The 23,047-nt window shown below is 39.7% G+C and carries 21 protein-coding genes and 2 pseudogenes; 15 read left to right on the forward strand and 8 right to left on the reverse strand.

Annotation, left to right across the window (positions count from 1 at the left end; all coding sequences use genetic code 11):
* The first annotated feature begins 238 nt into the window (after positions 1-238).
* The 11 genes from ttrS (at position 239) to PZ638_RS13625 (ending at position 12,490) form a co-directional block, all read left to right on the forward strand.
* Complete coding sequence (gene ttrS, locus PZ638_RS13575) at positions 239-1,996, forward strand: tetrathionate respiration histidine kinase TtrS (protein ID WP_036957871.1); 1,758 nt, start codon at positions 239-241, stop codon at positions 1,994-1,996.
* 125 nt (positions 1,997-2,121) lie between these two features.
* Positions 2,122-2,718 carry a tetrathionate respiration response regulator TtrR gene (ttrR, locus tag PZ638_RS13580; protein WP_004255863.1) on the forward strand — a complete coding sequence of 199 codons (597 nt, stop codon included), beginning with the start codon at positions 2,122-2,124 and terminating at the stop codon, positions 2,716-2,718.
* Positions 2,719-2,776: 58 nt separating this feature from the next.
* Entirely contained in the window at positions 2,777-3,721 is a 945-nt protein-coding gene (locus PZ638_RS13585) for a Kdo(2)-lipid IV(A) acyltransferase (protein WP_144141239.1), read from the forward strand.
* Between the two features lie 193 nt (positions 3,722-3,914).
* Positions 3,915-5,141 (forward strand): multidrug efflux MFS transporter MdtG, encoded by a 1,227-nt coding sequence (mdtG, locus tag PZ638_RS13590; protein WP_004255869.1) that lies wholly within the window; start codon positions 3,915-3,917, stop codon positions 5,139-5,141.
* A gap of 383 nt (positions 5,142-5,524) precedes the next feature.
* Positions 5,525-7,054, forward strand: coding sequence for a peptide MFS transporter (locus PZ638_RS13595; protein ID WP_004255871.1), 1,530 nt, complete (start codon positions 5,525-5,527; stop codon positions 7,052-7,054).
* Positions 7,055-7,207: 153 nt separating this feature from the next.
* Positions 7,208-7,996, forward strand: a complete 789-nt coding sequence (locus PZ638_RS13600; protein ID WP_136135473.1) for a PhzF family phenazine biosynthesis protein — start codon at positions 7,208-7,210, stop codon at positions 7,994-7,996.
* Between the two features lie 273 nt (positions 7,997-8,269).
* Positions 8,270-9,688 (forward strand): NAD(P)/FAD-dependent oxidoreductase, encoded by a 1,419-nt coding sequence (locus PZ638_RS13605; protein ID WP_164455789.1) that lies wholly within the window; start codon positions 8,270-8,272, stop codon positions 9,686-9,688.
* A gap of 110 nt (positions 9,689-9,798) precedes the next feature.
* Positions 9,799-10,155 carry a hypothetical protein gene (locus tag PZ638_RS13610; RefSeq protein WP_004255879.1) on the forward strand — a complete coding sequence of 119 codons (357 nt, stop codon included), beginning with the start codon at positions 9,799-9,801 and terminating at the stop codon, positions 10,153-10,155.
* 207 nt (positions 10,156-10,362) lie between these two features.
* Complete coding sequence (locus PZ638_RS13615) at positions 10,363-10,770, forward strand: acyl-CoA thioesterase (RefSeq protein ID WP_004255881.1); 408 nt, start codon at positions 10,363-10,365, stop codon at positions 10,768-10,770.
* A gap of 514 nt (positions 10,771-11,284) precedes the next feature.
* The gene (locus PZ638_RS13620; protein WP_004255883.1) at positions 11,285-11,854 is read left to right on the forward strand and encodes a tetratricopeptide repeat protein; all 570 of its coding nucleotides are present in this window, start codon (positions 11,285-11,287) and stop codon (positions 11,852-11,854) included.
* Positions 11,855-12,052: 198 nt separating this feature from the next.
* Entirely contained in the window at positions 12,053-12,490 is a 438-nt protein-coding gene (locus PZ638_RS13625) for a universal stress protein (protein ID WP_004255887.1), read from the forward strand.
* A 194-nt stretch (positions 12,491-12,684) separates the two neighbouring features.
* Here the strand turns inward: PZ638_RS13625 and PZ638_RS13630 are convergent, their stop codons facing one another.
* Together PZ638_RS13630 and agp are read right to left on the reverse strand one after the other, a co-directional pair.
* Complete coding sequence (locus PZ638_RS13630) at positions 12,685-13,179, reverse strand: GNAT family N-acetyltransferase (protein ID WP_257468699.1); 495 nt, start codon at positions 13,177-13,179, stop codon at positions 12,685-12,687.
* A gap of 90 nt (positions 13,180-13,269) precedes the next feature.
* Complete coding sequence (agp, locus tag PZ638_RS13635) at positions 13,270-14,523, reverse strand: bifunctional glucose-1-phosphatase/inositol phosphatase (RefSeq protein ID WP_180312027.1); 1,254 nt, start codon at positions 14,521-14,523, stop codon at positions 13,270-13,272.
* A 221-nt stretch (positions 14,524-14,744) separates the two neighbouring features.
* Here agp and PZ638_RS13640 point away from each other — a divergent pair, with 221 nt between their 5' ends.
* Positions 14,745-15,191, forward strand: a complete 447-nt coding sequence (locus tag PZ638_RS13640) for a GNAT family N-acetyltransferase (RefSeq protein WP_036957876.1) — start codon at positions 14,745-14,747, stop codon at positions 15,189-15,191.
* Entirely contained in the window at positions 15,188-15,754 is a 567-nt protein-coding gene (locus PZ638_RS13645) for a GNAT family N-acetyltransferase (protein ID WP_144141245.1), read from the forward strand. Before PZ638_RS13640 ends, PZ638_RS13645 begins: the two co-directional genes overlap by 4 nt.
* Positions 15,755-15,833: 79 nt before the next feature.
* On the opposite strand, the gene fdnI is transcribed toward PZ638_RS13645, so the two are convergent.
* From fdnI to PZ638_RS13670, 5 genes are all read right to left on the reverse strand, one after another.
* Positions 15,834-16,490, reverse strand: coding sequence for a formate dehydrogenase-N subunit gamma (fdnI, locus tag PZ638_RS13650; RefSeq protein WP_004255903.1), 657 nt, complete (start codon positions 16,488-16,490; stop codon positions 15,834-15,836).
* Positions 16,483-17,370 (reverse strand): formate dehydrogenase subunit beta, encoded by an 888-nt coding sequence (gene fdxH / locus PZ638_RS13655; RefSeq protein ID WP_004909723.1) that lies wholly within the window; start codon positions 17,368-17,370, stop codon positions 16,483-16,485. The genes fdnI and fdxH overlap by 8 nt, the downstream gene beginning before the upstream one ends.
* 10 nt (positions 17,371-17,380) lie before the next feature.
* Positions 17,381-20,428, reverse strand: coding sequence for a formate dehydrogenase-N subunit alpha (gene fdnG / locus PZ638_RS13660; protein ID WP_206277849.1), 3,048 nt, complete (start codon positions 20,426-20,428; stop codon positions 17,381-17,383).
* A gap of 411 nt (positions 20,429-20,839) precedes the next feature.
* Entirely contained in the window at positions 20,840-21,163 is a 324-nt protein-coding gene (locus PZ638_RS13665) for a YnfA family protein (RefSeq protein WP_004255956.1), read from the reverse strand.
* Between the two features lie 63 nt (positions 21,164-21,226).
* Positions 21,227-21,493 carry a DUF2798 domain-containing protein gene (locus PZ638_RS13670; protein WP_094960756.1) on the reverse strand — a complete coding sequence of 89 codons (267 nt, stop codon included), beginning with the start codon at positions 21,491-21,493 and terminating at the stop codon, positions 21,227-21,229.
* 322 nt (positions 21,494-21,815) lie between these two features.
* On the opposite strand from PZ638_RS13670, the pseudogene PZ638_RS13675 reads away from it, so the two are divergent.
* Positions 21,816-21,944: pseudogene (locus PZ638_RS13675) on the forward strand (helix-turn-helix domain-containing protein); the annotation flags it as partial.
* A gap of 63 nt (positions 21,945-22,007) precedes the next feature.
* A pseudogene (locus PZ638_RS13680) lies at positions 22,008-22,431 on the forward strand (NAD(P)H-dependent oxidoreductase); the annotation flags it as partial.
* Positions 22,432-22,496: 65 nt separating this feature from the next.
* On the opposite strand, the gene PZ638_RS13685 reads toward PZ638_RS13680, so the two are convergent.
* Entirely contained in the window at positions 22,497-22,787 is a 291-nt protein-coding gene (locus tag PZ638_RS13685; RefSeq protein ID WP_004255970.1) for a putative quinol monooxygenase, read from the reverse strand.
* Positions 22,788-23,047 lie beyond the last annotated feature (260 nt).

Raw genomic sequence — 23,047 nt, forward strand, 5'->3', positions numbered from 1 at the left:
GACATTGCTAATGCGAAAATAAAAGTTATTAATCAATATGTTATTTGTATTACATGCGTTATTGACAATGGGTACAGTCTCGTTAAGATAACCACTGAAATTGTTATTTCTCTTTAAACCCGATGGGTTATCTTGATAAAGCTTGTAGTGCCATTGTAAGAAGAGTGGAGCCACTGCCCTATTGTGGTTTACCACATACCCGTAGCTAAATTGATCTAACGCAACGAATAACTCAAATATGTTAAAAAAATCGTCTAGACCGTTGTATCACATACTGTTAATCATGCTACTGACGTGGTCTTTGCCAGCAATTTCGGCCCAGTGGACTATCGGGGTATTGGCCTTACGTGGCCCCAGTTCAACCCAATCTCATTGGCAGCCTTTGATTGATACACTCAATGAGTCGATTCCTGGGGAGCGTTTTACGTTACAACCTCTCAATTTAGATGAGATGAAAGAGGCGATTTCCAATCGCAAGATAGATTTTTTGTTGACGAATCCTGCCCAATTTATTCAGTTAGATAACCGCTATCATTTACGTTGGTTGCTCTCCCTTCGCTCAGACGTGGAGCCCAACAGCACAACGCGTAATGTTATTGGCAGCTTGATATTAGTTCGAAAAGACAGTGATATTTCAGAAGTTAAAAACCTAATAGGCAAGAAAGTCGGAGCAATTTCACCAGATGCTTTTGGTGGCTATTTGTTAGGTTACAAAGTGTTGAGGGATATGGGCTACGACGCTGCCAAAGACTTTAAGATGCAATTTTTAGGTTTCCCTGCAGATGCATTATTATACGCACTGCGTGATGATTCATTATCCGCAGCTATAGTTCCTGTCTGTTTATTAGAAAACATGCATAGCGAAGGGTTGATTGATAAAACACAATTTCGCCCATTGATTCAACATCCAAGCTCTCTCTCTTGTTTAACTAGCACAGAACTGTATCCAAATTGGTCTTTTGCCGCCTTAAGTGAAGTGCCGGACAATTTAGTCGACAAAGTCACCAAGACATTATTATCAACAGATAAAGCCGCTATGCGTTGGGGAGCTCCCGCGTCGGTGACTCAAGTCGAAACCTTACTCAGAGACGTTAACCAACATCCGCAACAGCGTCAAATCTGGCAGGATATCGTCAGTTGGACCATTCAAAACCAAATCACTATCAGCCTTGTCGCTTTATTTTTTGTATTACTTGGGATAAATCATGTTTGGATTGCCTTTTTGGTGAGACGTCGCAGCCGCCAATTAGAAGAAGCGCATAATCGCTTGCGAGAGCAAGAAGCCAATTTACAAAAGGCACAACGGTTAAATATTTTGGGGGAAATGGCATCTGGGTTTGCCCATGAATTGAACCAACCGCTGTCTGCAATCCGCCATTATGCCCAAGGGTGTATTCTACGCCTGACTAAAGAGTCTGAAAGCCACCCATTAATTAGCGCATTAACTAAAATCGACGACCAAGCTCAACGTGGAGCCGATATCATTCGCAATTTGCGTCTCTGGGCGGGTAAACCAAGCCATGACCCCGCAATCACATTGAGCCAGCAATCGGTTAAACAGGCTATTAATCATATTTGGCAATTATTGCGTGCAGACCAGCACTACCCCAATTCGAGGTTAATTTTACCTGAAACCCCTGACGTCTCCCTGATGTTGCCAGACACGTTACTAGAACAATTACTTTCTAATTTAATCAGTAACAGTTTGCAAGCAGGGGCAACCCTACTGCGTTTCGAGTTTCATTTTTCGCAGCAACATTTTTTACTTGTTTTACAGGACAATGCTGGAGGGATGCCTGCGGGTCAATTAGAGCAAGGTATCACGCCATTTGCGACAACTAAAAAAGAAGGTTTAGGGTTAGGTTTAGTGATCTGCCAGCGTTTGATACAAAGCCAAGGCGGAGACATTCGTATCGAAAATAACCTAAGTGATGATGGGTTACATGGCTTAATGGTCACTCTTATTTTCAATTATCACAATAAAATCGTAGATTAAGCATGTTTTGCCACGTAATTGATAACATTCACATTAACTATATGTGACAATGGCTTTATTGCGATAATCAATGCTCATTATATAAAGCACCTTATTTGTCACCCTCTACACGACGAGGTATATGTATGCCAGTAATCCATCTCGTGGATGATGACCCCGATGTGACGGATGCCTGCCAATTCTTACTAGAAACATTGGGCTATAGCGTTACCGTTTGGAATGACAGTGAAACATTTATCCAAAATGCGGCATTACACCAAGAAGGTGTGGTGTTATTGGATATGCGCATGCCTAAATTAGATGGACGACAAGTTCACCAATACCTTAGGGAACAACACAGTACATTGGCTGTGATATTTTTATCTGGTCATGGCGATATCCCGATGGCGGTGGAACAAGTGAAACTTGGCGCTGTTGATTTTCTACAAAAACCCATTGATAGCCAACAACTTGCTAAGACCTTAGAACAAGCTCAATCACAAACCACCAAAGCCACTGAAGGGCATTTAATTAAGCAGCGCTATGAAACGCTCACCCCTCGTGAAAAAGATATCTGTGGTTATGTGTTGCAAGGCTTAATTAACCGTGAGATTGCTGAGGCAACCTGTGTTTCTGTACGCACTGTTGAGGTTCATCGCTCTCGCGTCATGGAAAAAATGGCGGTTCGTAACTTAGCTGAGTTAATGAGCACCATGCAGGCAATTAACGCTTTAAACGAATAATTTGATATAGTTTAATCATGCCTTTTTATTAATTTGTGACTAATATATTCGGATAACAATGATACTAGCTCCAAAATTTCAAAAACGGTTTTTCCACCCTCGTTACTGGCTAACTTGGCTAGGCATTGGCATATTATATCTTCTTGTATTATTGCCTTATCCTCTCATTTATTGGATGGGAACGCGTTTAGGGTTATTTTCTAAACGCTTTTTGAAAAAACGGGTGAAAGTCGCAGAGCGAAATTTGCAATTATGTTTTCCAGACATGAGTGAGCAAGAACGGCAACGCTGTGTTGACAAAAACTTTGAATCTGTCGGCATGGGCTTATTTGAAACGGGCATGGCTTGGTTTTGGCCTGATTGGCGCGTTCGTCGCTGGGTCAAAGTCATTGGGGAAGAAAATGCTGTTGCTGCCCGCCAAACAGGTAGAGGCATTATCGCGCTTGGTGTTCATTTTTTAACCTTGGAAATGGGTGCGCGTGCCTTTGGCATGTTAAATCCGGGCATTGGTGTATATCGCGCCAATGATAATGACCTCCTCGATTGGCTACAAACCCGTGGGCGCTTACGTTCCAACAAATATATGTTGGATCGCAAAGATATGAAAGGCATGGTTCGTGACTTAAAAAATGGTGAAATTTTATGGTATGCCCCCGACCATGATTACGGCCCTCGCAATAGTACATTTGCGCCTTTGTTCGCCGTAAAAGATGCAGCGACAACCAATGGCTCGCAAATTATTTTACGTCTGGCTTCCCCTTTAGTGGTGCCTTTTACACCAAGACGTTTACCTGCGGGTAAAGGTTATGAATTAATCATTCAACCTGCCATTGATGATTTCCCAATTGAAGATAATGTGGCTACCGCAACCATGATGAACCAAGTTATTGAAAAAGAAATCCTCAGAGCACCAGAACAATATATGTGGCTACATCGTCGTTTTAAAACGCGTCCTGAAGGGGAGCCTTCGTTATACGGGGATTTAGACAAAATCCATCATTAATTATTAACGTAATCAGATAAATTATAGCGCGGTTTTTCAACTGTTTTTTATGATGCTTTTCTTACTGTTTTTCATACTGTTTTTCCTAAATAGTCGGGTCTACAGCTAGGCGGGAAAATGAAGACATCCCAAAGAGCGTACATTAGGCAAATGAAGCCAACAACGCTGTAGAACTGAACATAACGGGAAAATTATGACGGGAAAAACAGAGTATTGGAAACGTAACCTATACGTCGTGTGGTTCGGCTGTTTTTTAACAGGTGCCGCCTTTAGCCTGATCATGCCTTTTCTCCCCCTCTATATTGAAGAACTAGGCGTTAAAGACCATGCCTCTTTGAACCTATGGACAGGGGCAGTTTTTAGTATCACCTTCTTATTTTCCGCGATTGCTGCGCCATTTTGGGGTCGATTATCCGATCGTAAAGGCCGTAAACTCATGCTGCTGCGTTCAGCACTAGGGATGGCTATCGTGATGGTGCTTATTGGTTTTGCACAAAATATTTGGCAGCTCTTAGCCTTAAGAGCCATATTAGGTTTATTGGGGGGTTTTGTTCCCAATGCTAACGCGCTGATTGCAACTCAAGTTCCCGTGAAAAAAAGTGGTTGGGCTATGGGTGTCCTCGCTACTGGTGCAGTAAGTGGCGCACTTATTGGCCCACTCATTGGCGGTTTTCTTGCTGACCAGTATGGCTTACGTCCCGTCTTTTTTATTACCGCAACGGTGCTGTTTATCTGCTTTTTTGTCACGCTTTTTTATGTCAGAGAACGCTTCACGCCTGTTTCTCGCAAAGATGCATTAACGAGCAAACAAGTTTTTGCCTCTTTACGTAATAAAAATTTAGTTATCAGCCTCTTTTTTACCACCATGATTATTCAAGCTGCTATGGGCTCAATCAACCCTGTCATCACGCTTTATGTACGTGACTTATCTGATTCCCTTGAAAACTTGGCCTTTGTCAGTGGTGTGATAGCTTCCATTCCTGGTGTTGCGGCTTTAATCAGTGCGCCCATGTTAGGTAAACTCAGTGACCGAATAGGCCCTGAAAAAGTTTTACTCGCCGTGCTGGGAGCATCTATTTTTGTATTATTCCCAATGGGGCTGGTAAGTAGTTATTGGGAGCTAGGCTTTCTCCGATTTATGCTTGGGGCTCTGAATGCTGCGCTATTACCCGCAGTACAAACGTTAATTATCTATAATATTTCCCATCAAGTAACGGGACGTATTTTCAGCTATAACCAAGCATTGCGAGATGTTGGGAATGTGACAGGGCCATTGATGGGGTCGTTTGTCGCTGCAACTTACGGTTTCAGAGCCGTATTCTTTTTCACCGCTGCGTTAGTTCTCTTCAACTTAATTTATTCATGGTTAGTCATCAGGCGCCAATCCGATGGCCTGCGAGCCTCCCCTACCGACCAATAAGCTTCTTGCTATTTTTTGTACAAAAACCTGATGATTTATAAGCTTTATTGCCTTACTTTCCTTAAAATCAAATTTTAATACACCTAACCACTTGATTTTAAATAACTTAATCGATTCAAAATTCTTTCTTTTATTGTCAACTAAAATCCTGTATCTTCCCCTAGCTTATCGTGAGAAATGAGAGTTATATCGACTTTTCACCTTAAAAACACACCTTTTACAATAAATTCATTCTGTATATAGGTGATTCTATAATAATGTATGTTAAAAATATGTTTCATATATTCATGTTAACATATCAATAACAATTGGCACTCAGGCGCACGGCTTGGTGTTTTATATCATGCACAACCTCTCAAGAGAGTATTTATGGGAGTTCACAGATGAATAATTCTGCGACTAAAACAAAAACTTTTTTTGGGCATCCATACCCATTGAGTTCGCTTTTCCTCACAGAAATGTGGGAACGCTTCTCTTTTTACGGAGTTAGACCGTTACTTATCTTATTTATGAGTGCGGCATTATTACAAGGCGGAATGGAATTACCTATTGAACAAGCTTCGGCTATCGTCGGTATTTTCGCTGGAGGGGTTTATATCACCTCGTTACCGGGTGGTTGGTTAGCCGATAACTGGTTAGGCCAACGCCGCGCCGTTTGGTACGGCTCATTAATCATTGCGTTTGGCCATTTATCCATCGCAATGTCTGCGTTTTTATCAAATACTTTCTTTTTCGTCGGCTTATTGCTCATCGTATTAGGTACAGGGTTATTTAAAACCTGTATTACCGTGATGGTAGGAACCCTGTATAAGAAAGAAGATACACGCCGTGATGGCGGTTTCTCCCTGTTCTATATGGGTATCAATATGGGGTCCTTTATTGCCCCGTTAATTATTGGCCCACTTCATGAAAAATATGGGTGGCATTTAGGTTTTGGCCTTGGTGGTTTAGGAATGTTAATTGCCCTGTTAATTTTCCGCTTTTACGCCATTCCTCAAATGCGCCGTTATGATAAAGAAGTTGGCCTTGATTCCACTTGGAACCGTCCAACGGTTGAGCGCAAAAACGTGGGGAAATGGGTTACCTTTGCCATGGTGCTATTAGCCATACTGGTTATCTTGATTGATAATGGTACGATCCCATTTAATGCCTCAATAATTGCGAAAAGTTCTGCTTATGTTATCTCGACCTGTGTGGGCATCTATTTCTTATTTATGTTCTTCCTTGGCGGTTTAAACAGCAGCGAACGTTCTCGTTTACTGGCATGCTTGATTTTACTGATTGCAGCCGCATTCTTCTGGTCAGCCTTTGAGCAAAAACCCACTTCATTTAATATCTTTGCTCGGGACTATACTGACCGCCAAATGGGGAGTTTTGAAATTCCAACCATTTGGTTCCAATCAATCAATGCCTTGTTCATTATATTGTTAGCCCCAGTATTTAGCTGGTTCTGGCCTTCGTTGGCTAAACGCAATATGAACCCAAGCAGTATGACCAAGTTCGTGATTGGTATCTTATTTGCTGCGGGCGGCTTTGCTATCATGATGGTGGCAGCAAACCAAGTACTCGCAACCCAAAGTGGCGTTTCACCTTTCTGGTTAGTTGGCAGTATCTTATTGCTGACGTTAGGAGAACTGTGCTTAAGCCCTATCGGGTTAGCAACCATGACCTTGCTCGCACCACAAAAAATGCGCGGCCAAGTGATGGGGTTATGGTTCTGTGCTAGCGCATTGGGTAACCTTGCAGCTGGTATCATGGGGGGTAACATTCGCAAAGACCAATTAGATTCGATGCCTGAGCTATTCTCCCACGTCTCTATTGCACTGGTGATCTGTGCGGTCGTATTAGCAGCGTTGATTATCCCTGTTAGAAAAATGCTTAAAAATGCAGACAAAAATGAAGCTAATGCTTAATAGCGCTGATTAATTGTCTTCTATCCGGTAGCAGCCCACACGCTACCGGATCCTCCGCATCATTCCCCACTTAATAGTTTGCTTATTATTTCTGATAAAATAGGCGCTATACTGCTCTCTCATCATCCCATAATGACTTTAGGAAATCATACAATGAGCCTTTCCGCCCCTATTTACTATGTTGATGCTTTTACAGATACCCTTTTTCGCGGTAACCCAGCAGCGATTGTATTACTCGATAACTGGTTACCAGATGAACAGCTCATTGCCATTGCCGCAGAGGTTAACTTGTCAGAAACCGCATTTTTAGTCGGCCATCATATTCGCTGGTTCACCCCTAAAGTTGAAGTAACACTCTGTGGCCATGCAACACTTGCCGCTGCTTTTGTGTTAAATCAAGTGCTCCAGCAAGACATTCATCCTTTAACATTTAATTCTCTGTCGGGTGACCTCGTTGTGACACAGAATGCACAAGGATTTACACTTGATTTTCCAATTCTTGAATCCGAACAAAGCCATCCAAAGCATTATCCACACCTCGTCGATATCCTTGGTGTCAAAATCAAAGATCTTTGGATAGCAAAAGACCGTTATCTGTGTTTTCTTGAAAGTGCAGAGCACGTTCAAAACTGTCAGCCAGACATGTTAAAACTTGCGCAGCTTTCTCTACCCGGGTTAGCAATTACAGCAGAAAGTGCTAATAGCGATTGTGACTTTGTTTCTCGTTACTTTGCTCCCGCCAAAGGGGTTGACGAAGACCCTGTAACAGGCACCTCACATTGTGCCATTGCTCCAATATGGGCCAAACAGCTGAATAAATCGCAGTTAATAGGCCAACAGATTTCATCGCGCGGAGGGGTAGTTCAATGTGAGCTAACCTCTGACCGAGTAAAATTAACAGGTAAAGCCGTTTTATTTTTAACAGGCCAAATCCACATTTAAACACTACAAATCAAATAGGTAAGCGCAAAGCCATTTATTTTCCTATCTGTTTCTCTATCCGAATTCTACCAGCGCCATTATTTTTCTCGAAATATTGGCGTCCATTCCTTATCTAAAAATAAATTTTTTAACATTTAAACAAATCTTTTAATTTCAACTCAATTTGGTTTACAATTATAATTATTATTAAAGATATAATTACAATTATAAACATTTCTAATTGAAGCTTTGGTCAATTGTTAAAAACTCATTCGATATAAGGAACTTAATAAGATGGCTATAACTAGAAGAAAATTTTTGATTGGTGGTGGTGTTGTTGCCGTTGCTGCAGGGGCTGGAATTTTAACTCCAATGTTAACTCGTGAAGGTCGATTTGTTCCTGGTAAGCCACGACATGGCTTTGTTGCAGGAACTGAAGGCCCTCTACCACAGCAAGCTGACGTCGTTGTTATTGGTGCTGGAATTCTGGGGATCATGACCGCAATTGAGCTGGTTGGACGTGGTTTAGATGTTGTTATTGTTGAAAAAGGTAACATCGCAGGCGAGCAATCATCCCGCTTCTACGGCCAAGTTATCACTTATAAAATGCCAGATGAAACCTTCTTACTCCACCACTTAGGCAAACAACGTTGGAGAGAGATGAACGCGAAAGTCGGTGCAGATACAAGCTATCGTACTCAAGGCCGCGTTGAAGTGCCATTCGATGAAGAAGATCTTGTCAATGTTAGAGAGTGGATTGATACTCGCAGTAAAAATGTCGGTTCAGATATTCCATTCAAAACACGCATTATCGAAGGTGCTGAACTCAACCAACGTTTAAACGGTGCACGGTCTAAATGGACAATCGCAGGTTTTGAAGAAGACTCTGGTAGCTTAGATGCTGAAATTGCAACCTTCGTCATGGCTGATTACGCGAAAAAATTAGGAATAAAAATTTATACTAACTGTGCAGCAAGAGGTTTAGAAACTCAAGCAGGCGTAATTTCTGATGTCGTCACCGAGAAAGGGCCTATCAAGACCTCACGTGTTGTTGTGGCAGGTGGCGTCTGGTCAAGGCTGTTTATGCAAAACTTAGGTGTGGATGTCCCAACATTACCGGCTTATCAATCTCAACAACTGATCACCGGTTCACCAACTGCACCGGGGGGTAACGTTGCTTTACCGGGTAATATTTTCTTCCGTGAACAAGCAGATGGTACCTATGCAACATCCCCTCGTGTGATTGTTGCACCGGTTGTTAAAGACTCCTTCGTCTATGGCTATAAATACATTCCACTGCTATCTATGCCTGATTTCCCTGTGCATATTTCATTAAATGAACAATTAATTAATTCATTTACTGAGCCAACAAGCTGGAAACTGGATGAAGTTTCACCATTTGAAAAACACAGAAATATGACGGCATTACCTGATTTACCAGAGCTGAATGCATCATTTGAGAAATTAAAAACAGAATTCCCTGCATTTAAGGATTCTAAACTGATTGACCAATGGAGTGGTGCTATGGCCATCGCACCAGATGAGCACCCAATCATTTCTCAAGTCAATGAATATCCTGGTCTAGTTATCAATACTGCCACAGGCTGGGGGATGACCGAAAGCCCAGTTTCTTCCGAGCTCACAGCTGACTTGCTATTAGGCAAAGAACCCTCACTGAATGTGAAACCATTTAGTCTGTACAGATTTAGTTAATACATGTTTGTAAAATTTGCTCACAAAAACCCTTCTATATGAAGGGTTTTTTTATTGCCTATTGTGGCTCTATTGCTTAGTATTCGAAACTTAAATCAAATGGAGTGATTATGAATAAATTACTATTAGCAATAACGATTTCACTATTAAGCGCCACTGCTTTCGCTGAAAAAACGTATACCGTAGAGCAATTAGAGGACATGATTGCTGACAACAATAAACCACAAATTGCCGTGCCGGTTTTAAATGGCTCAATAGCAAAAGACGACTTTCCAACGTGTAAATCAGGGTTAATCGAGTGGCTTGAAGGCGTTGAAAAATACCCTGTTACCATTGAAAAAGATATTGATGGCGAAGATTTTTCTGCCACTATTTGGGCTGAATCTAATGCGTTTTTAGTTTCTTGCGTTAAAAATGGCAGCAATGCAAAAGCAGTTCGCATGAGCGCCGAATATTTAGATAATTAACCCCCATCTTTTTTCAGCAATTTAAAGGCTCATTGTCTAGTTTTGAGTCTTTAATATTTCCCCCTATTTTTCCTAAATACGAAAATATGAAAAAACTTTTCAACTGGAACGATTCACTTCACATTTATTGCTGAATTAAATTGAGAGGAGTATTACACTTGGTCTTTAACATTTCTAATACACCCAGTAACAATTGTAAGGCAGACCATGAGCTCCATCGCTGACGATGTCATCGCACAAAAAATTGAGCAATCCATTTCTCGCGTCTCTAAAGTCGTATTTCCAACAACGACTAACCACCACAGTACTTTGTTTGGTGGTACCGCCCTAGCTTGGATGGATGAAGTTTCTTTTATTACCGCAACACGGTTTAGCCGTAAACGCCTCGTTACGGTATCAACTGAGAAAATTAACTTTACCCACCCAATCCCTTCAGGGACCATTGTTGAGTTAGTAGGTAAAGTTATTCGAGTCGGAAGAACCAGTTTAACGGTCAACGTATCGATTTTTCTAGAAGATATGTATTCAGATGGTCGTGAAGAAGTAATACATGGCCAGTTTAATTTTGTTGCAATTGATGACAACGGAAAACCCACGCCATTATTTGAGTCATAAGCTTTCTTAAGCCGTTAAAGTAAAAATTTTTCGCATATTGCTGAAGGTGTGAATTCTGTAAATTTCGATTCACACCTTTCTTATAGCACATACTATTTAATTTATTTTTTCACTTTTTATGTGTTTTATATCGAGATTTTATTAGCATAAGATATTTTTCTAAAATAATCGCCCAAAGCTTACTTATATTACCACCTGATTTATATGATTTTTCAACCACTTTCTTTATTAAGATCTTGTTACAATAAACACATAAAATGACTAAGAAACATTAAATTTCATACTTCAATATATTGTAATTTTTATTACGTATTGATATTTTTCAATTAAAATCGTAGAGTATAGAAGTAATCAATTATCCTAAAAATGCGTAAAAAGATGAGCGTGTAGCTTATTTTACATTACGTATTTTGATGTAAATTTTCTTTGTATAATATACTTTGTTGACAGTAAATCTCATCGAGACATTTTATTAAAAAATAGAAATAAACAACGCTAATATAAGACATCAATCATGCTTAGAATTCTCTCATTTATTATTTTATGTGCTTTTTCAATTAACCTAAGTGTTGCTGCAGTTCCCAAAGAAACCATCAAACGTATCGAACAGGAGGCACAAAAAGGGGATATAAAAGCGCAAGTCATGTTGGGAATTGGCTATTACCTTGGGAATGAGCTTAAACAGGACTATGGTAAAGCAAAAAAATGGCTAACGATGGCATCAAATAAAGGTAATTCTGATGCTCAGTTATTTTTAGGTGATATGTATTTAAACGGTAATGGTGTTGAAGCCAACCTCGAAACTGCCATGGATCTGTTTGAGAAATCAGCCAATAAAGGCAATGTTGAAGCTCAGAATTATATGGGCCAATTTTACTATCAAGGTATTGGTGTAAAACAAAACTATATTACGGCTTTTGAATGGTTCAAAAAATCTGCTGATAAAAAATTCCCACCAGCGCAATATCAAGTAGGTAAAATGCTAGAAAGTGGTGAAGGAATTGAAATAAACGAAAAATCTGCAGCTGAATATCTAGCTCAAGCCTGTAAAGCTGGTTTAAAAGAAGCCTGCGTAAAAAAATAAATCTGACTTAGTATTTCCCGCCATTTGCCTGATGTCGCTCATTATAATGACATCGGGCACTTCTATTTTTTGATAAAAAATCTTATTACGGCTACTTGCTCACACCCTTTCACCAATAAATTCATTACTATTAATAATCAAATTCACAATGTATGATATTGGTCTAAGCTTATAATATAAAAGAAAAAGGGAGATATTATGTACAATACAATTTTAGTACCGATCGATGTAACCGAAGATGCTCTCACTAATTTATTAGTTCCTCATGTTAACTCACTACAAAAATTGAACGATGCAACAGTACACTTTCTTGCCGTAACCGCACCAATTTCAAATTATTTGCGCTACGGTGGCACAATCTTACCAGGGGACTTCCCTGATGATGAAAAACAAGCTGAAATCATTCTTAGCGAGTTAAAAGAAAAAATTAAATTATTTGATATCCCTGCAGATAAAGTAAAGGCAAAAGCAACCGTCGGTTCTGTTAAAGACGAAATTTTGGCAACAGCAGAAGATATTAACGCCGATATAATTTTATTAGGTTCGCGCCGCCCGAGTATGTCAACCTATTTGCTCGGTTCTAATGCCGCATCAGTAGTTCGCTATGCGAAAACTAGCGTATTAGTCGTTCGATAATAAAGGCTAAAGTGCTATTTGCTGCCAAATAAACGCATTTTACAAATAAAAGGTTTAGCCTTAATGATTGTTACAAAAAACAGCAAAGACACACACTTTATGAGGCTATTTATGCACTCATTTAGGGTAAATTAAAGACTCATAAACATTTTCGTGACTTTCACGCCCTGCTTTTTTAGCAGGGTTTTTTTATGCTATAAAACTGATGAATGTTTTAATCTAAAACGCTTAAAAGGAATACCGTCAAAATCAACGATGGCTTCCTCAATAAAACCATAACGCAAAATTGCTGATACTTTCTTACGTGTTAACGGTAAGTGTATCGTGACTGACTCAACCTTCAATGATGTAAATGCCTTATTAATTATATTATTAACAATATATTTTCCCTTTCCCCAAAACTTAGGATGTAAAACTAAAGCTAAATCCGCATCGCCCGCTTCATTTTGTAGCCCTCCCCAACCAGCAAACTGACCATAAACTATAATGGCCCATACGCCATAGCCATATTGCTCCCAATGCTGCTCTTTTCCTATGACCCACTGACGGCAGGCCTGTTCATCGAATTGATTACTCCCTAAAGGCATATGTTCGAGTACGGCTGGATGAGTATTTAATGCGATAAGATCTGCAATACTAATTTGATTTAGCTGTAAAAACTGAATAGGCATCGTGACTGTTTTGTCCACATAAGAGATTCATAAACCGAAAATATAATTTAGCTATCATCCCAAAAAATAATGCCCCACTCAAGTTAGCGGGGCACTTAGGCTTTGTTATTACTGTTCTAGGGCTGTCGCCATGACTTTTTGGAAATCCTCCCAAGAACAATAGCCGCTTTTATCAATTGGACACCCTTTTAGCTCTAATGTGATATGTTTAGGAGGGGTCTGTAATGATAAATAGGTGTTATCCCTCAGCTGATCTGCTGTTTGATAAACATATTCTACTTTCATAAAATCTTTATTAGCTTGCTTATCCGTCCAGCGTTGGAATACTAATTTCCCCCCAATCGGGGTATGCTCATACTGCTCTGGTAATTGATATGGCTTAAAATCCATTGCTGACATCAATGACGCAATATTCGAATCATGACCGACTAAGAATATAAATTTTGCAGTTTCTCCTTTATCGGCCGAAACAAAACCTTTATCGATATAATTTAATATTGGATGTGCGACATTTTTGGCAATAATTTTTGGTGTAAATAACGTTTCTTGGTAAGCATTTTTTAACGTATTCAGTTTTTTCCATTTTTCAGGGGTATTCACAAGCCCCCAAGCGACTTCATTTGCAGGAAAACCTTCATAGTATTGAAGGTCTATTGCATCCACCGCTGAATTTGCAATTTTTAATGGACCACTGACGCCCGGTTCTTTTTCTGCTTCAATAATAAAACTGTTTTTTTGACTATTTAAATTACATAACTTATCTGTTTTACATTTTTGAGAATCTTTAATGTTCAATACACTATCTAATTCTTCATAACCCGCAGTTAGTGATAAACCTTTAAAATATTTTTCCATCTCAGCGAGTGCCTGTTGCTTAAATTCAGGAGAGGCATTCGTAATAATTGGGTTAAAAACAGGGTCCATCTTACCAATTTCAGGCTGATGATGAATATTTACTTTGCATCCTGGAAAGGCTCCTGCTGCAAAAAATTGGGCAGTTGCTATCGTCCTTTGTAGACTATTTGTATAAAGGTATATATCTTCGTTACTCGTTGGACACAGTTCATCTGCAAGTAATTTATTTTGGTCTATCCATTCCCTAAAATAATGCCCCATATAGACTTCAAGTGCGCCACCTTTCGTTGTGAGATATCCACTTTGTGCATCCCAAGCAGGCCATTTTTTATCAGTTACTTCAGTAAGAATACCGGTATTTACAATAGGTGTACGTAAATTATGGCGACTAAGAACTAAAACTTGATCCAAAACCATATCTGCTTTGGTCTCTGTATTCGCCAATACAGGTGCAATAGGTGTTAATAATGCCGCGGATAAACAGAGAGTTAGTAATTTATATTTCATTAAGATACCCCTACGATTAAGTCAACAAAGAAAAATACGTTTATCGCTATATAAAAAACTTGGTGAGAAAATTATGCCGTAACTTATCTAATAATGACGAAGTTGACTTTTTTTTCTGCGATAAATATCTCAAAAACAACCTTAAAGTAAATTTAAAACCAGCGGTTGACATAAGAAAAGCAAAAGTTAATATTTTCCAGTCAATATACGGAGACAATATAATGATAGTCCAAAGCGCTACACGTGCACACGATGATGATATTATTCGTGTTTGGGAGTCTTCAGTGAGGGCAACTCACCATTTTTTAACTGAAGAAAAAATTGCTGAACTAAAAATTGCTATCAAAGATATTTATTTACCACATTTAGCTGTTTTTGTGACATTCGATAGCGCAGGCAATATGACCGGTTTTCTAGGGTGCGATAAACACCGTCTTGAAATGTTATTTATTTCCCAAGAAAATAGAGGCCAAGGCACAGGGAAGAAACTTCTTCAATATGCTATTGATACCTTAGGTATTACTGAGTTGGACGTTAACGAACAAAACCCTCAAGCTATCGGGTTTTATCAGCATATGGGTTTTAAACAATACGCACGTTCTGAATTAGATGGTGAAGGCAATCCATTCCCTATTCTGCACATGCGCCTTAATAAAGAGTCGGCATGAAAATCACTGGATTAGAAACTGCACGTTTGCGGTTACGTGGCTGGCAAGAAGAAGATAAGCAACCACTTTACCAAATGAATAGCCACCCCGATGTCATGCGCTATTTTCCTTCAGTACTAAATGAGCAGCAAAATGCACAATTTATGGAAACCATCATAGATAAATTTGCTCAACAAGGAGGATGGGGACTATGGGCTGTGGAATTGAAATCCAACAAACAATTTATTGGGTTTATTGGTTTAAATATTCCTGCTGCTAATCTGCCCTTTTCCCCTTGTGTTGAAATTGGCTGGCGTTTACTTCCCGAGTATTGGCGTCACGGCTATGCGACTGAAGGGGCTCACGCCGCGATCAAATTTGCATTTGAACAACTAAAGCTAGAAGAGCTCGTTGCGTTTACCGCAGTAGTCAATTTACCATCAGAATCCGTAATGCAAAGACTTGGAATGATAAAACACCCAAATAATTTTTATCACCCTACACTCCCTGATGGCCATTGGTTACAAGAACATGTGCTGTATCGCATAAAGGCAAGTGACTATTTAAACCCGTCTCATCAATAAAAACCAAATTCGCCAATATCCCCACAAAAAAGCCATCACAATGTGATGGCTTTAAGTTATTTAGCGTCTGCTGCGTAAATTATTTTTTACTTTCAGCTTCTGCTTTAGCTTCTTTCGCTTCGACATCACGGTACCAACGAGGGTGATGTTTTCTCGCCCAACGGCGGCTAACTTTCCCTTCGATCATTCCGTTGATTGAACCTTTAACCCAAAATGCCATGTACATATGAATTAAAATGGCATGGATCAAGACAATCGCAGCAACAGCATGGATCAACAGCCCCCAACGCACCATCCACATTGGGAATAAATGTGCGAAATAAGGGCGCCAAATAATAATACCGGTGACCAAGAGCACAAAAATCAGGCTCATGATACTCCAGAACATCATTTTTTGGCCGGCGTTATATTTACCGACATCAGCCACTTCATGTTCATTGCCCTTCAATACTTCGACAATATTTTTGATCCAAGGTAAGTCTTGCTTATCTGGAATATTGTGCTTCACAAAGCGAACAAACATAAACATCAGCACAACGAAAATGAGTACGCCAAAGAAAGGGTGTAAAATCCGCCCCATTTGTGGTGTACCAAAGGTTTCCGTCAACCATTTCAGTGTTGGGAAAAATAATGCGATCCCCGACAAAGCAACCAAGAAGAAGCTGATGACAACCGTCCAGTGACACGCGCGGTCAATAAACTTAGTCCGCACAATCATTTTGCTTTTCTTACTCATGGTCATCTTTCTCCTCTTCATCACTCACTTCTTTGTTCGGACCAATTCCCACATAGTGGAAAATCAACCCTGCAAAGGTCGCGATAAATCCAACGACAGAAAGTGGTTTCAAGATGCCCTGCCACAGATTGATTGGCGTATCAATTTGTGGGTCTTTAGGCAGGCCATGATACAGTTCAGGTTTATCAGCATGGTGAAGTACATAAACAACATGCGTACCACCAACGCCTTCAGGATCATAAATTCCCGCTTGCGCATAACCCCGATTTTGCAATTTCGTTACGCGCTCTGCACCGTATTCCAACATTTCTTTTTTCGTACCGAAACGGATAGCACCCGTTGGACAGGTTTTCACACATGCTGGCTCTTGGCCTACACTCACCCTATCAACACACAAGGTACACTTGTACACTCGATTGTCTTTCGGATTTAATCGAGGAATGTTGAATGGGCAACCTGCAATACAATAACCACAACCAATACAGTGCTCTGATTGGAAATCCACAATACCATTTGCGTACTGAATGATTGCTCCTGCTGATGGGCAAGATTTCAAGCATCCAGGGTCGGTACAGTGCATACAGCCATCTTTACGGATCAACCATTCTAACTTACCCATTTCAGTGGTTTCGCTAAAACGCATCACCGTCCACGATTTTGCACTTAAATCCGTTGGGTTATCATAAACCCCAACACAGTGGCCAACTTCGTCACGGATATCATTCCACTCAGAACATGCCACCTGACAAGCTTTACAGCCGATACAAGATGACACATCAATGAGCTTACAGACTTCAAGTTTATCATCACGCGCTTGTGGCGGAGGCGTAATGCTATTGGTCGCGGAACGTTTAATAATGTCTTGAGATTGCATGGACATGTTCCCTCCCTTACGCCTTCTCAATGTTAACTAAGAATGCCTTATACTCAGGTGTCTGAGAGTTAGCATCGCCGACAGACGGCGTTAACGTATTGGTGATAAACCCTTTTTGAGTCGCGCCTTCAAAGCCCCAGTGAATCGGTAGTCCAACAGTTTCAATTGGTTTGCCATCCACCACCAGCGTTTGTAATCGAGGAGTGACAACCGCAACTGCCTTGATAAAACCACGTTTACTGCTGACTTTGACCTTATCGCCTAACGCAATTCCTTTGGCTTTCGCTAGTGTTTCGCTGATTTCAACAAATTGCTCTGGCTGAGCAATCGCGTTCAAGCGAGCATGCTTGGTCCATGTATGAAAATGCTCTGTTAGACGGTATGTGGTACCTACATAAGGGAAATCTTTGTGGTCGCCAAGACGTTTTTTGTCTTCATCAAAAATTCGCGCCGCTGGGTTAGAAACCACATTCGGGTGCAACGGGTTAGTGCCAAGTGGTGTTTCAAATGGCTCATAATGCTCAGGGAATGGCCCTTCTGCCATCTTATCGATAGCAAATAAACGACCTAAACCTTCTGGTTGCATGATGAATGGCCCTGTTCCCACTTCAGGTGCAGAAGCATTGAAGTCAGGGATATCATTACCGACCCATTTTTTACCATTCCACTCGATAAGCACGCGGTCTTTATTCCACGGTTTACCTTGGGTGTCACAAGAAGCACGGTTATAAATCACACGGCGGTTCAAAGGCCATGCCCATGCCCAACCTAATGTGTTACCGATACCTGATGGGTCGCTGTTATCACGATTAGCCATCTGGTTGCCTTTCTCGGTCCAGCTACCAGTGTAAATCCAGCAAGAAGATGCCGTTGAACCATCCGCACGTAATAAGGCAAATGAGCTGAGCAGCTCGCCTTTTTTCGCTTGTAAGTTACCGTCTGCATCATAGAGATCAACCAGTGCAACACCGTTGTTTTCTTTCGCCACTTCTTCTGATTCAGGATGGAATTGTTGTTTATAATTCCATTTCATTTGCATCAGAGGATCTTGGCCTTGGCCACCTTCTTTCTCATACAATTCCCGGATCTTATACAGAATACCGGTTAAGATTTGGCCATCGTTACGCGCTTCGCCTGGGGCATCTGCGGCTTGCCAGTGCCATTGTAACCAACGGCCTGAGTTGGCTATCGAACCATCTTCTTCTGCAAAACAAGTTGATGGTAAACGGAACACTTCGGTTTGAATCGAAGCCGTATCAACGTCATTCATCTCACCATGATTTTGCCAGAAATTCGCTGTTTCAGTGACTAATGGGTCAACGACAATCAGGTATTTCAATTTACTGAGGCAGCTAACCACTTTATTCTTATCAGGGAATGAAGCCACTGGGTTAAACCCTTGACAGATATAGCCCGTCACTTGGTCTTTGCTCATCATGTCAAAATACTTCATCACATCATAAGCTTGGTCCCATTTAGGCAACCAATCATAACCCCATTGGTTTTCTGCTTGTGCTGAATCCCCATAGAAAGACTTCATCAAACTCACGAAGAATTTAGGATAATTACTCCAGAAATTCACCTGATTTGGCAAGGTCGCTTTCGGTGTATTCGCAGTCAGGTAGCTATCAATGTTCTGATGTTTTTCAGAAGGTAATGTCAGGTAACCCGGTAAACTGGTTGATAGTAACCCTAAATCGGTTAAGCCTTGAATGTTCGAGTGCCCGCGTAACGCGTTCACTCCGCCGCCAGCAACCCCCATGTTACCTAGCAGTAACTGGATCATCGCCATAGTGCGAATATTTTGTGCGCCAACAGTATGTTGTGTCCAACCTAATGCATACAGGAAAGTCCCAGCTTTATCTGCTGCACTTGTTGTTGCTAAAATTTCACAGACTTTCAAGAAATCGGCTTTTGGCGTTCCACAAATTTGCTCAACGATATCAGGCGTATAGCGTGATACGTGTTTGTGAAGTAAATTCCACACACAACGCGGATCTTGTAATGTGTCATCGCGTAATGCGTGACCATTTTCATCAAACTTATAGTTCCAGCTGGTTTTGTCATAGCTACGCTTATCAGCATCATAACCACTAAATAAGCCATCGTTAAAGTCAAAATCGTCTCTAACAATCAATGACGCATTGGTATAGTTCTTAACATACTCAGCATTGATTTTTTGGTTTTCAATCAGGTACAGCAAAACGCCCGATAAAAAGGTAATATCGGTTCCTGAACGAATTGGCACATAATGGTCAGCAACTGATGCAGTACGCGTAAAACGCGGGTCTATGACAATCAGTGTGGCATCATTATTATTTTTCGCTTCAATTGCCCAGCGGAACCCAACAGGGTGTGCTTCCGCAGCATTACCGCCCATTACGACGACAACATCGGCATTTTTGATATCAACCCAGTGGTTGGTCATCGCACCGCGACCAAATGTTGGAGCAAGACTTGCTACCGTTGGTCCGTGTCAGACACGCGCTTGGTTATCAACTGCTAGCATTCCTAGCGATCTAGCGAATTTTTGCGTCAACATTCCCGTTTCGTTACTGGCAGCTGATGCACAAAGCATCCCTGTTGATAACCAACGGTTTACTGTTGTTCCTTCCGCATTTTTTTCAATGAAATTTGCATCGCGGTCATCTTTCATTAAGCGTGCAATGCGTGTGAAAGCATCATCCCAACTAATGCGTTCCCATTTATCAGAGCCTGGTGCTCTATATTCAGGATAACGTAAACGATTTTCGCTTTGGATATAATCGAGTAGGCCAGCCCCTTTAGGGCATAAAGCACCACGGTTTACCGGGTGGTCTGAGTCACCTTCGACATGGAATATCGCGGACTTAGCATTCATGGCGCCATCGCCCATGCTATATATTAGTAATCCACAACCGACAGAACAGTAAGTACAGGTATTACGCGTCTCTTTAGAACGAAGTAATTTATATTCACGTACATTAGCTATTGCCATTCCAGGCATAAAACCTAACGCAGCTACAGTTGTACCTGCCATCCCGCCAGCGCAGATTTTAAAAAACTTTCTGCGACTAACGTTCATTGCTACCTCTTTATATTTTTTGTATAAATCGGTGAGAGAATAGCAGTCTAATATGATTAGATATTGCCTAAAATCAATGAAAGTGAAAATAAAAGTTTAATTAATATTAACTGAGTAGTTAAACATCAATTAAAATTACTACCAATAGAGTACTTATTGTTAAATTGATTTGGATCAAATGTTACATTTTAAAAATTTAAGTTAAACATCATTTCAATTAACATTTCGTAAAAGAAAATAATGTTATTTCTTAGAAAAGAATAACCCTTGTATTTAATTTAAAATTTAACTATGGATTTAGTAATCATTTACTGAAATCCACATAAAGGAATAATTCTGTTGTCGGCTTAAATTCCACGTCACTTTAAAATAAATAATTAATTTTTTAAGGTGACGTGATAACACTGAATTCTATTTCCAACCACTAATAATGATACCGGCTCCGATCAGTACGACTAAAGCACCAACCCAGTCAGTCACGGTAAGAGAAACACCATCAACCACTTTTAGCCAAGCTAATGCCGTGACAATATAAATTCCACCATAAGTCGCATAAATTCGTCCGCTTGCCTCTGGGTGTAATGTGAGTAACCAGACAAATAGCATTAAACTTAAGGCTGCCGGGATCAATAGCCAAGCCCCACCTTGCTTTTTCATCCAAAGATAAGGAAAGTAACAGCCTGCAATTTCAGCCAACGCAGTGATAAAGAACAAACCAATAATTTTTATCGACATAGCAACCCATTCAAAATAATACCCATAAATTCACTATTATATTAGCAACTTTTATCAACACGGTTATGTGGTTTTCACTAACATCAATGAAATACGCCTTGCAATTGGTAAAACAAAAAATACGGTTGGGAAAGCTATCATCCAAGAAAGCATCCACGAGCTCAACCAGGGTGAAAACACGTCACTCGTGAAGCCCAAGGCTCTTATGGTACTAATTAGCGAAACAATTCCACTCATGACAAGGGATAAAAAGAAAGGAACAAGAAAAATCATCGCTCGAGCAGGTAACTTTGGGATACCTAAAATATAATTACGGTCTCGATGTGGCATAAAAAAACTCCAAGGTTAACAGACACACAAAGCACATAACCTATGTGTGGCCAAAAGTTATATGCGTTGGTTAACGTAAACGCTTACGAGTCCTATGACCAATTCCTTCTTATTCTATAATTTGTAAGATTTTTGTCAAAATTTAACAAAATAGAAGCATTAAAAGTTCTTTTAAGAAAAGCGATAGATCAGACTCCAATATGATTAGGTTAAAAGCCTAATAAAACTCCATCTTTTAAAACTTTTAGTTTAAATTTTAATGTCTATCTTTGTTATTATAATAACCACCTTTTCTATCACCTTATTGGCTAACAAAATTATTATGAGAGCAACATCTGAAGAAGCCCGTGTATTTATTGAAGTGGTAGAACAAAAAAGTTTTAGTAAAGCGGCTGATAAACTTAATTTAGCAAATTCCTCGGTAAGCCGAATCGTCAAAAAACTGGAAGAATAACTGGATGTCAATTTAATTAACCGCACCACAAGGTAAATTGACCTAACTGCTGAGGAAAATGAGGTTAAAAAATTTCTTTGGGCAGATGCGATTATTACCAAATGTCTGGCTGGTGGATGATGATGCCTTGGATGGTAAAAAAATATATGGATGACGTTTATACCCTCGGTCACGGCCATTTATATGCAAATGATGGTCGTACCCGCCAAAATCCAAGCAAGCAATATGGTACTGGGGGCCTACTTAATGGAAAAAGTATATGCTTTCAGTGAATTGGAATGCTCCTATCGATGCATTTGATGAATTTGATAATTTTTTTGACGGTCGAGGTGTAGATGGAGTCTATTTTGCCTTTCATAAATCACAACAATTTCTCGGATTGAAAAAATTCCCAACCTTTATGGTTAACGACGTGATCAAAGAACCTAATATTGAAAAATATATCAATGATTATAAAATACATCTCACTGAAATTTTTAATTAATCCATATTCAAAAAGGAATACATTTGTATTCCTTTTTATTATTATTTAGTAATCATTAATTAACATTATGCAATTTTACTTATTAATTTCACATCTAATGAATCGACTTTACCTTCTATCTTCTTAATAAAATCTTGCAAATGCTTTGTAACATTATGTTTATCTAATGACTCCTGATCCTTCCAAATTTCAAAGAAAATAAAAATATTTGGATTAGCATTATCTTGATGTAATTCATATTGAAGACAACCTTCATCCCTATTACTTGGCTCAACGATTGATTTAGTTGCTGCTTTCACAAATTCGACTTCATTATCTTTTGCAATTACTGTCGCAACAATTCTTATTTCTGGCATAAGCTCATCCTGTTATAAATAGATAACTTCAACTCATCTATTTATAACATAATTCTAAGTTAGAATTTAATCTTTATTATTCTATAAATTAGAAAATATTTTTCTAATTTCAATTATATCACCATATTGCAAAAATAGTGTAAAATCAAAATATAATATGATTGGTTTTTAATTACATTATATTTTATCCTAATAATGAGCATAGGATAAGTCTCAGTCAATCGTAATGTGGCAAATTTTAATTTATGCTCATTATTATC

The sequence above is a fragment of the Providencia hangzhouensis genome (assembly GCF_029193595.2).
GTDB lineage: Bacteria > Pseudomonadota > Gammaproteobacteria > Enterobacterales > Enterobacteriaceae > Providencia > Providencia hangzhouensis.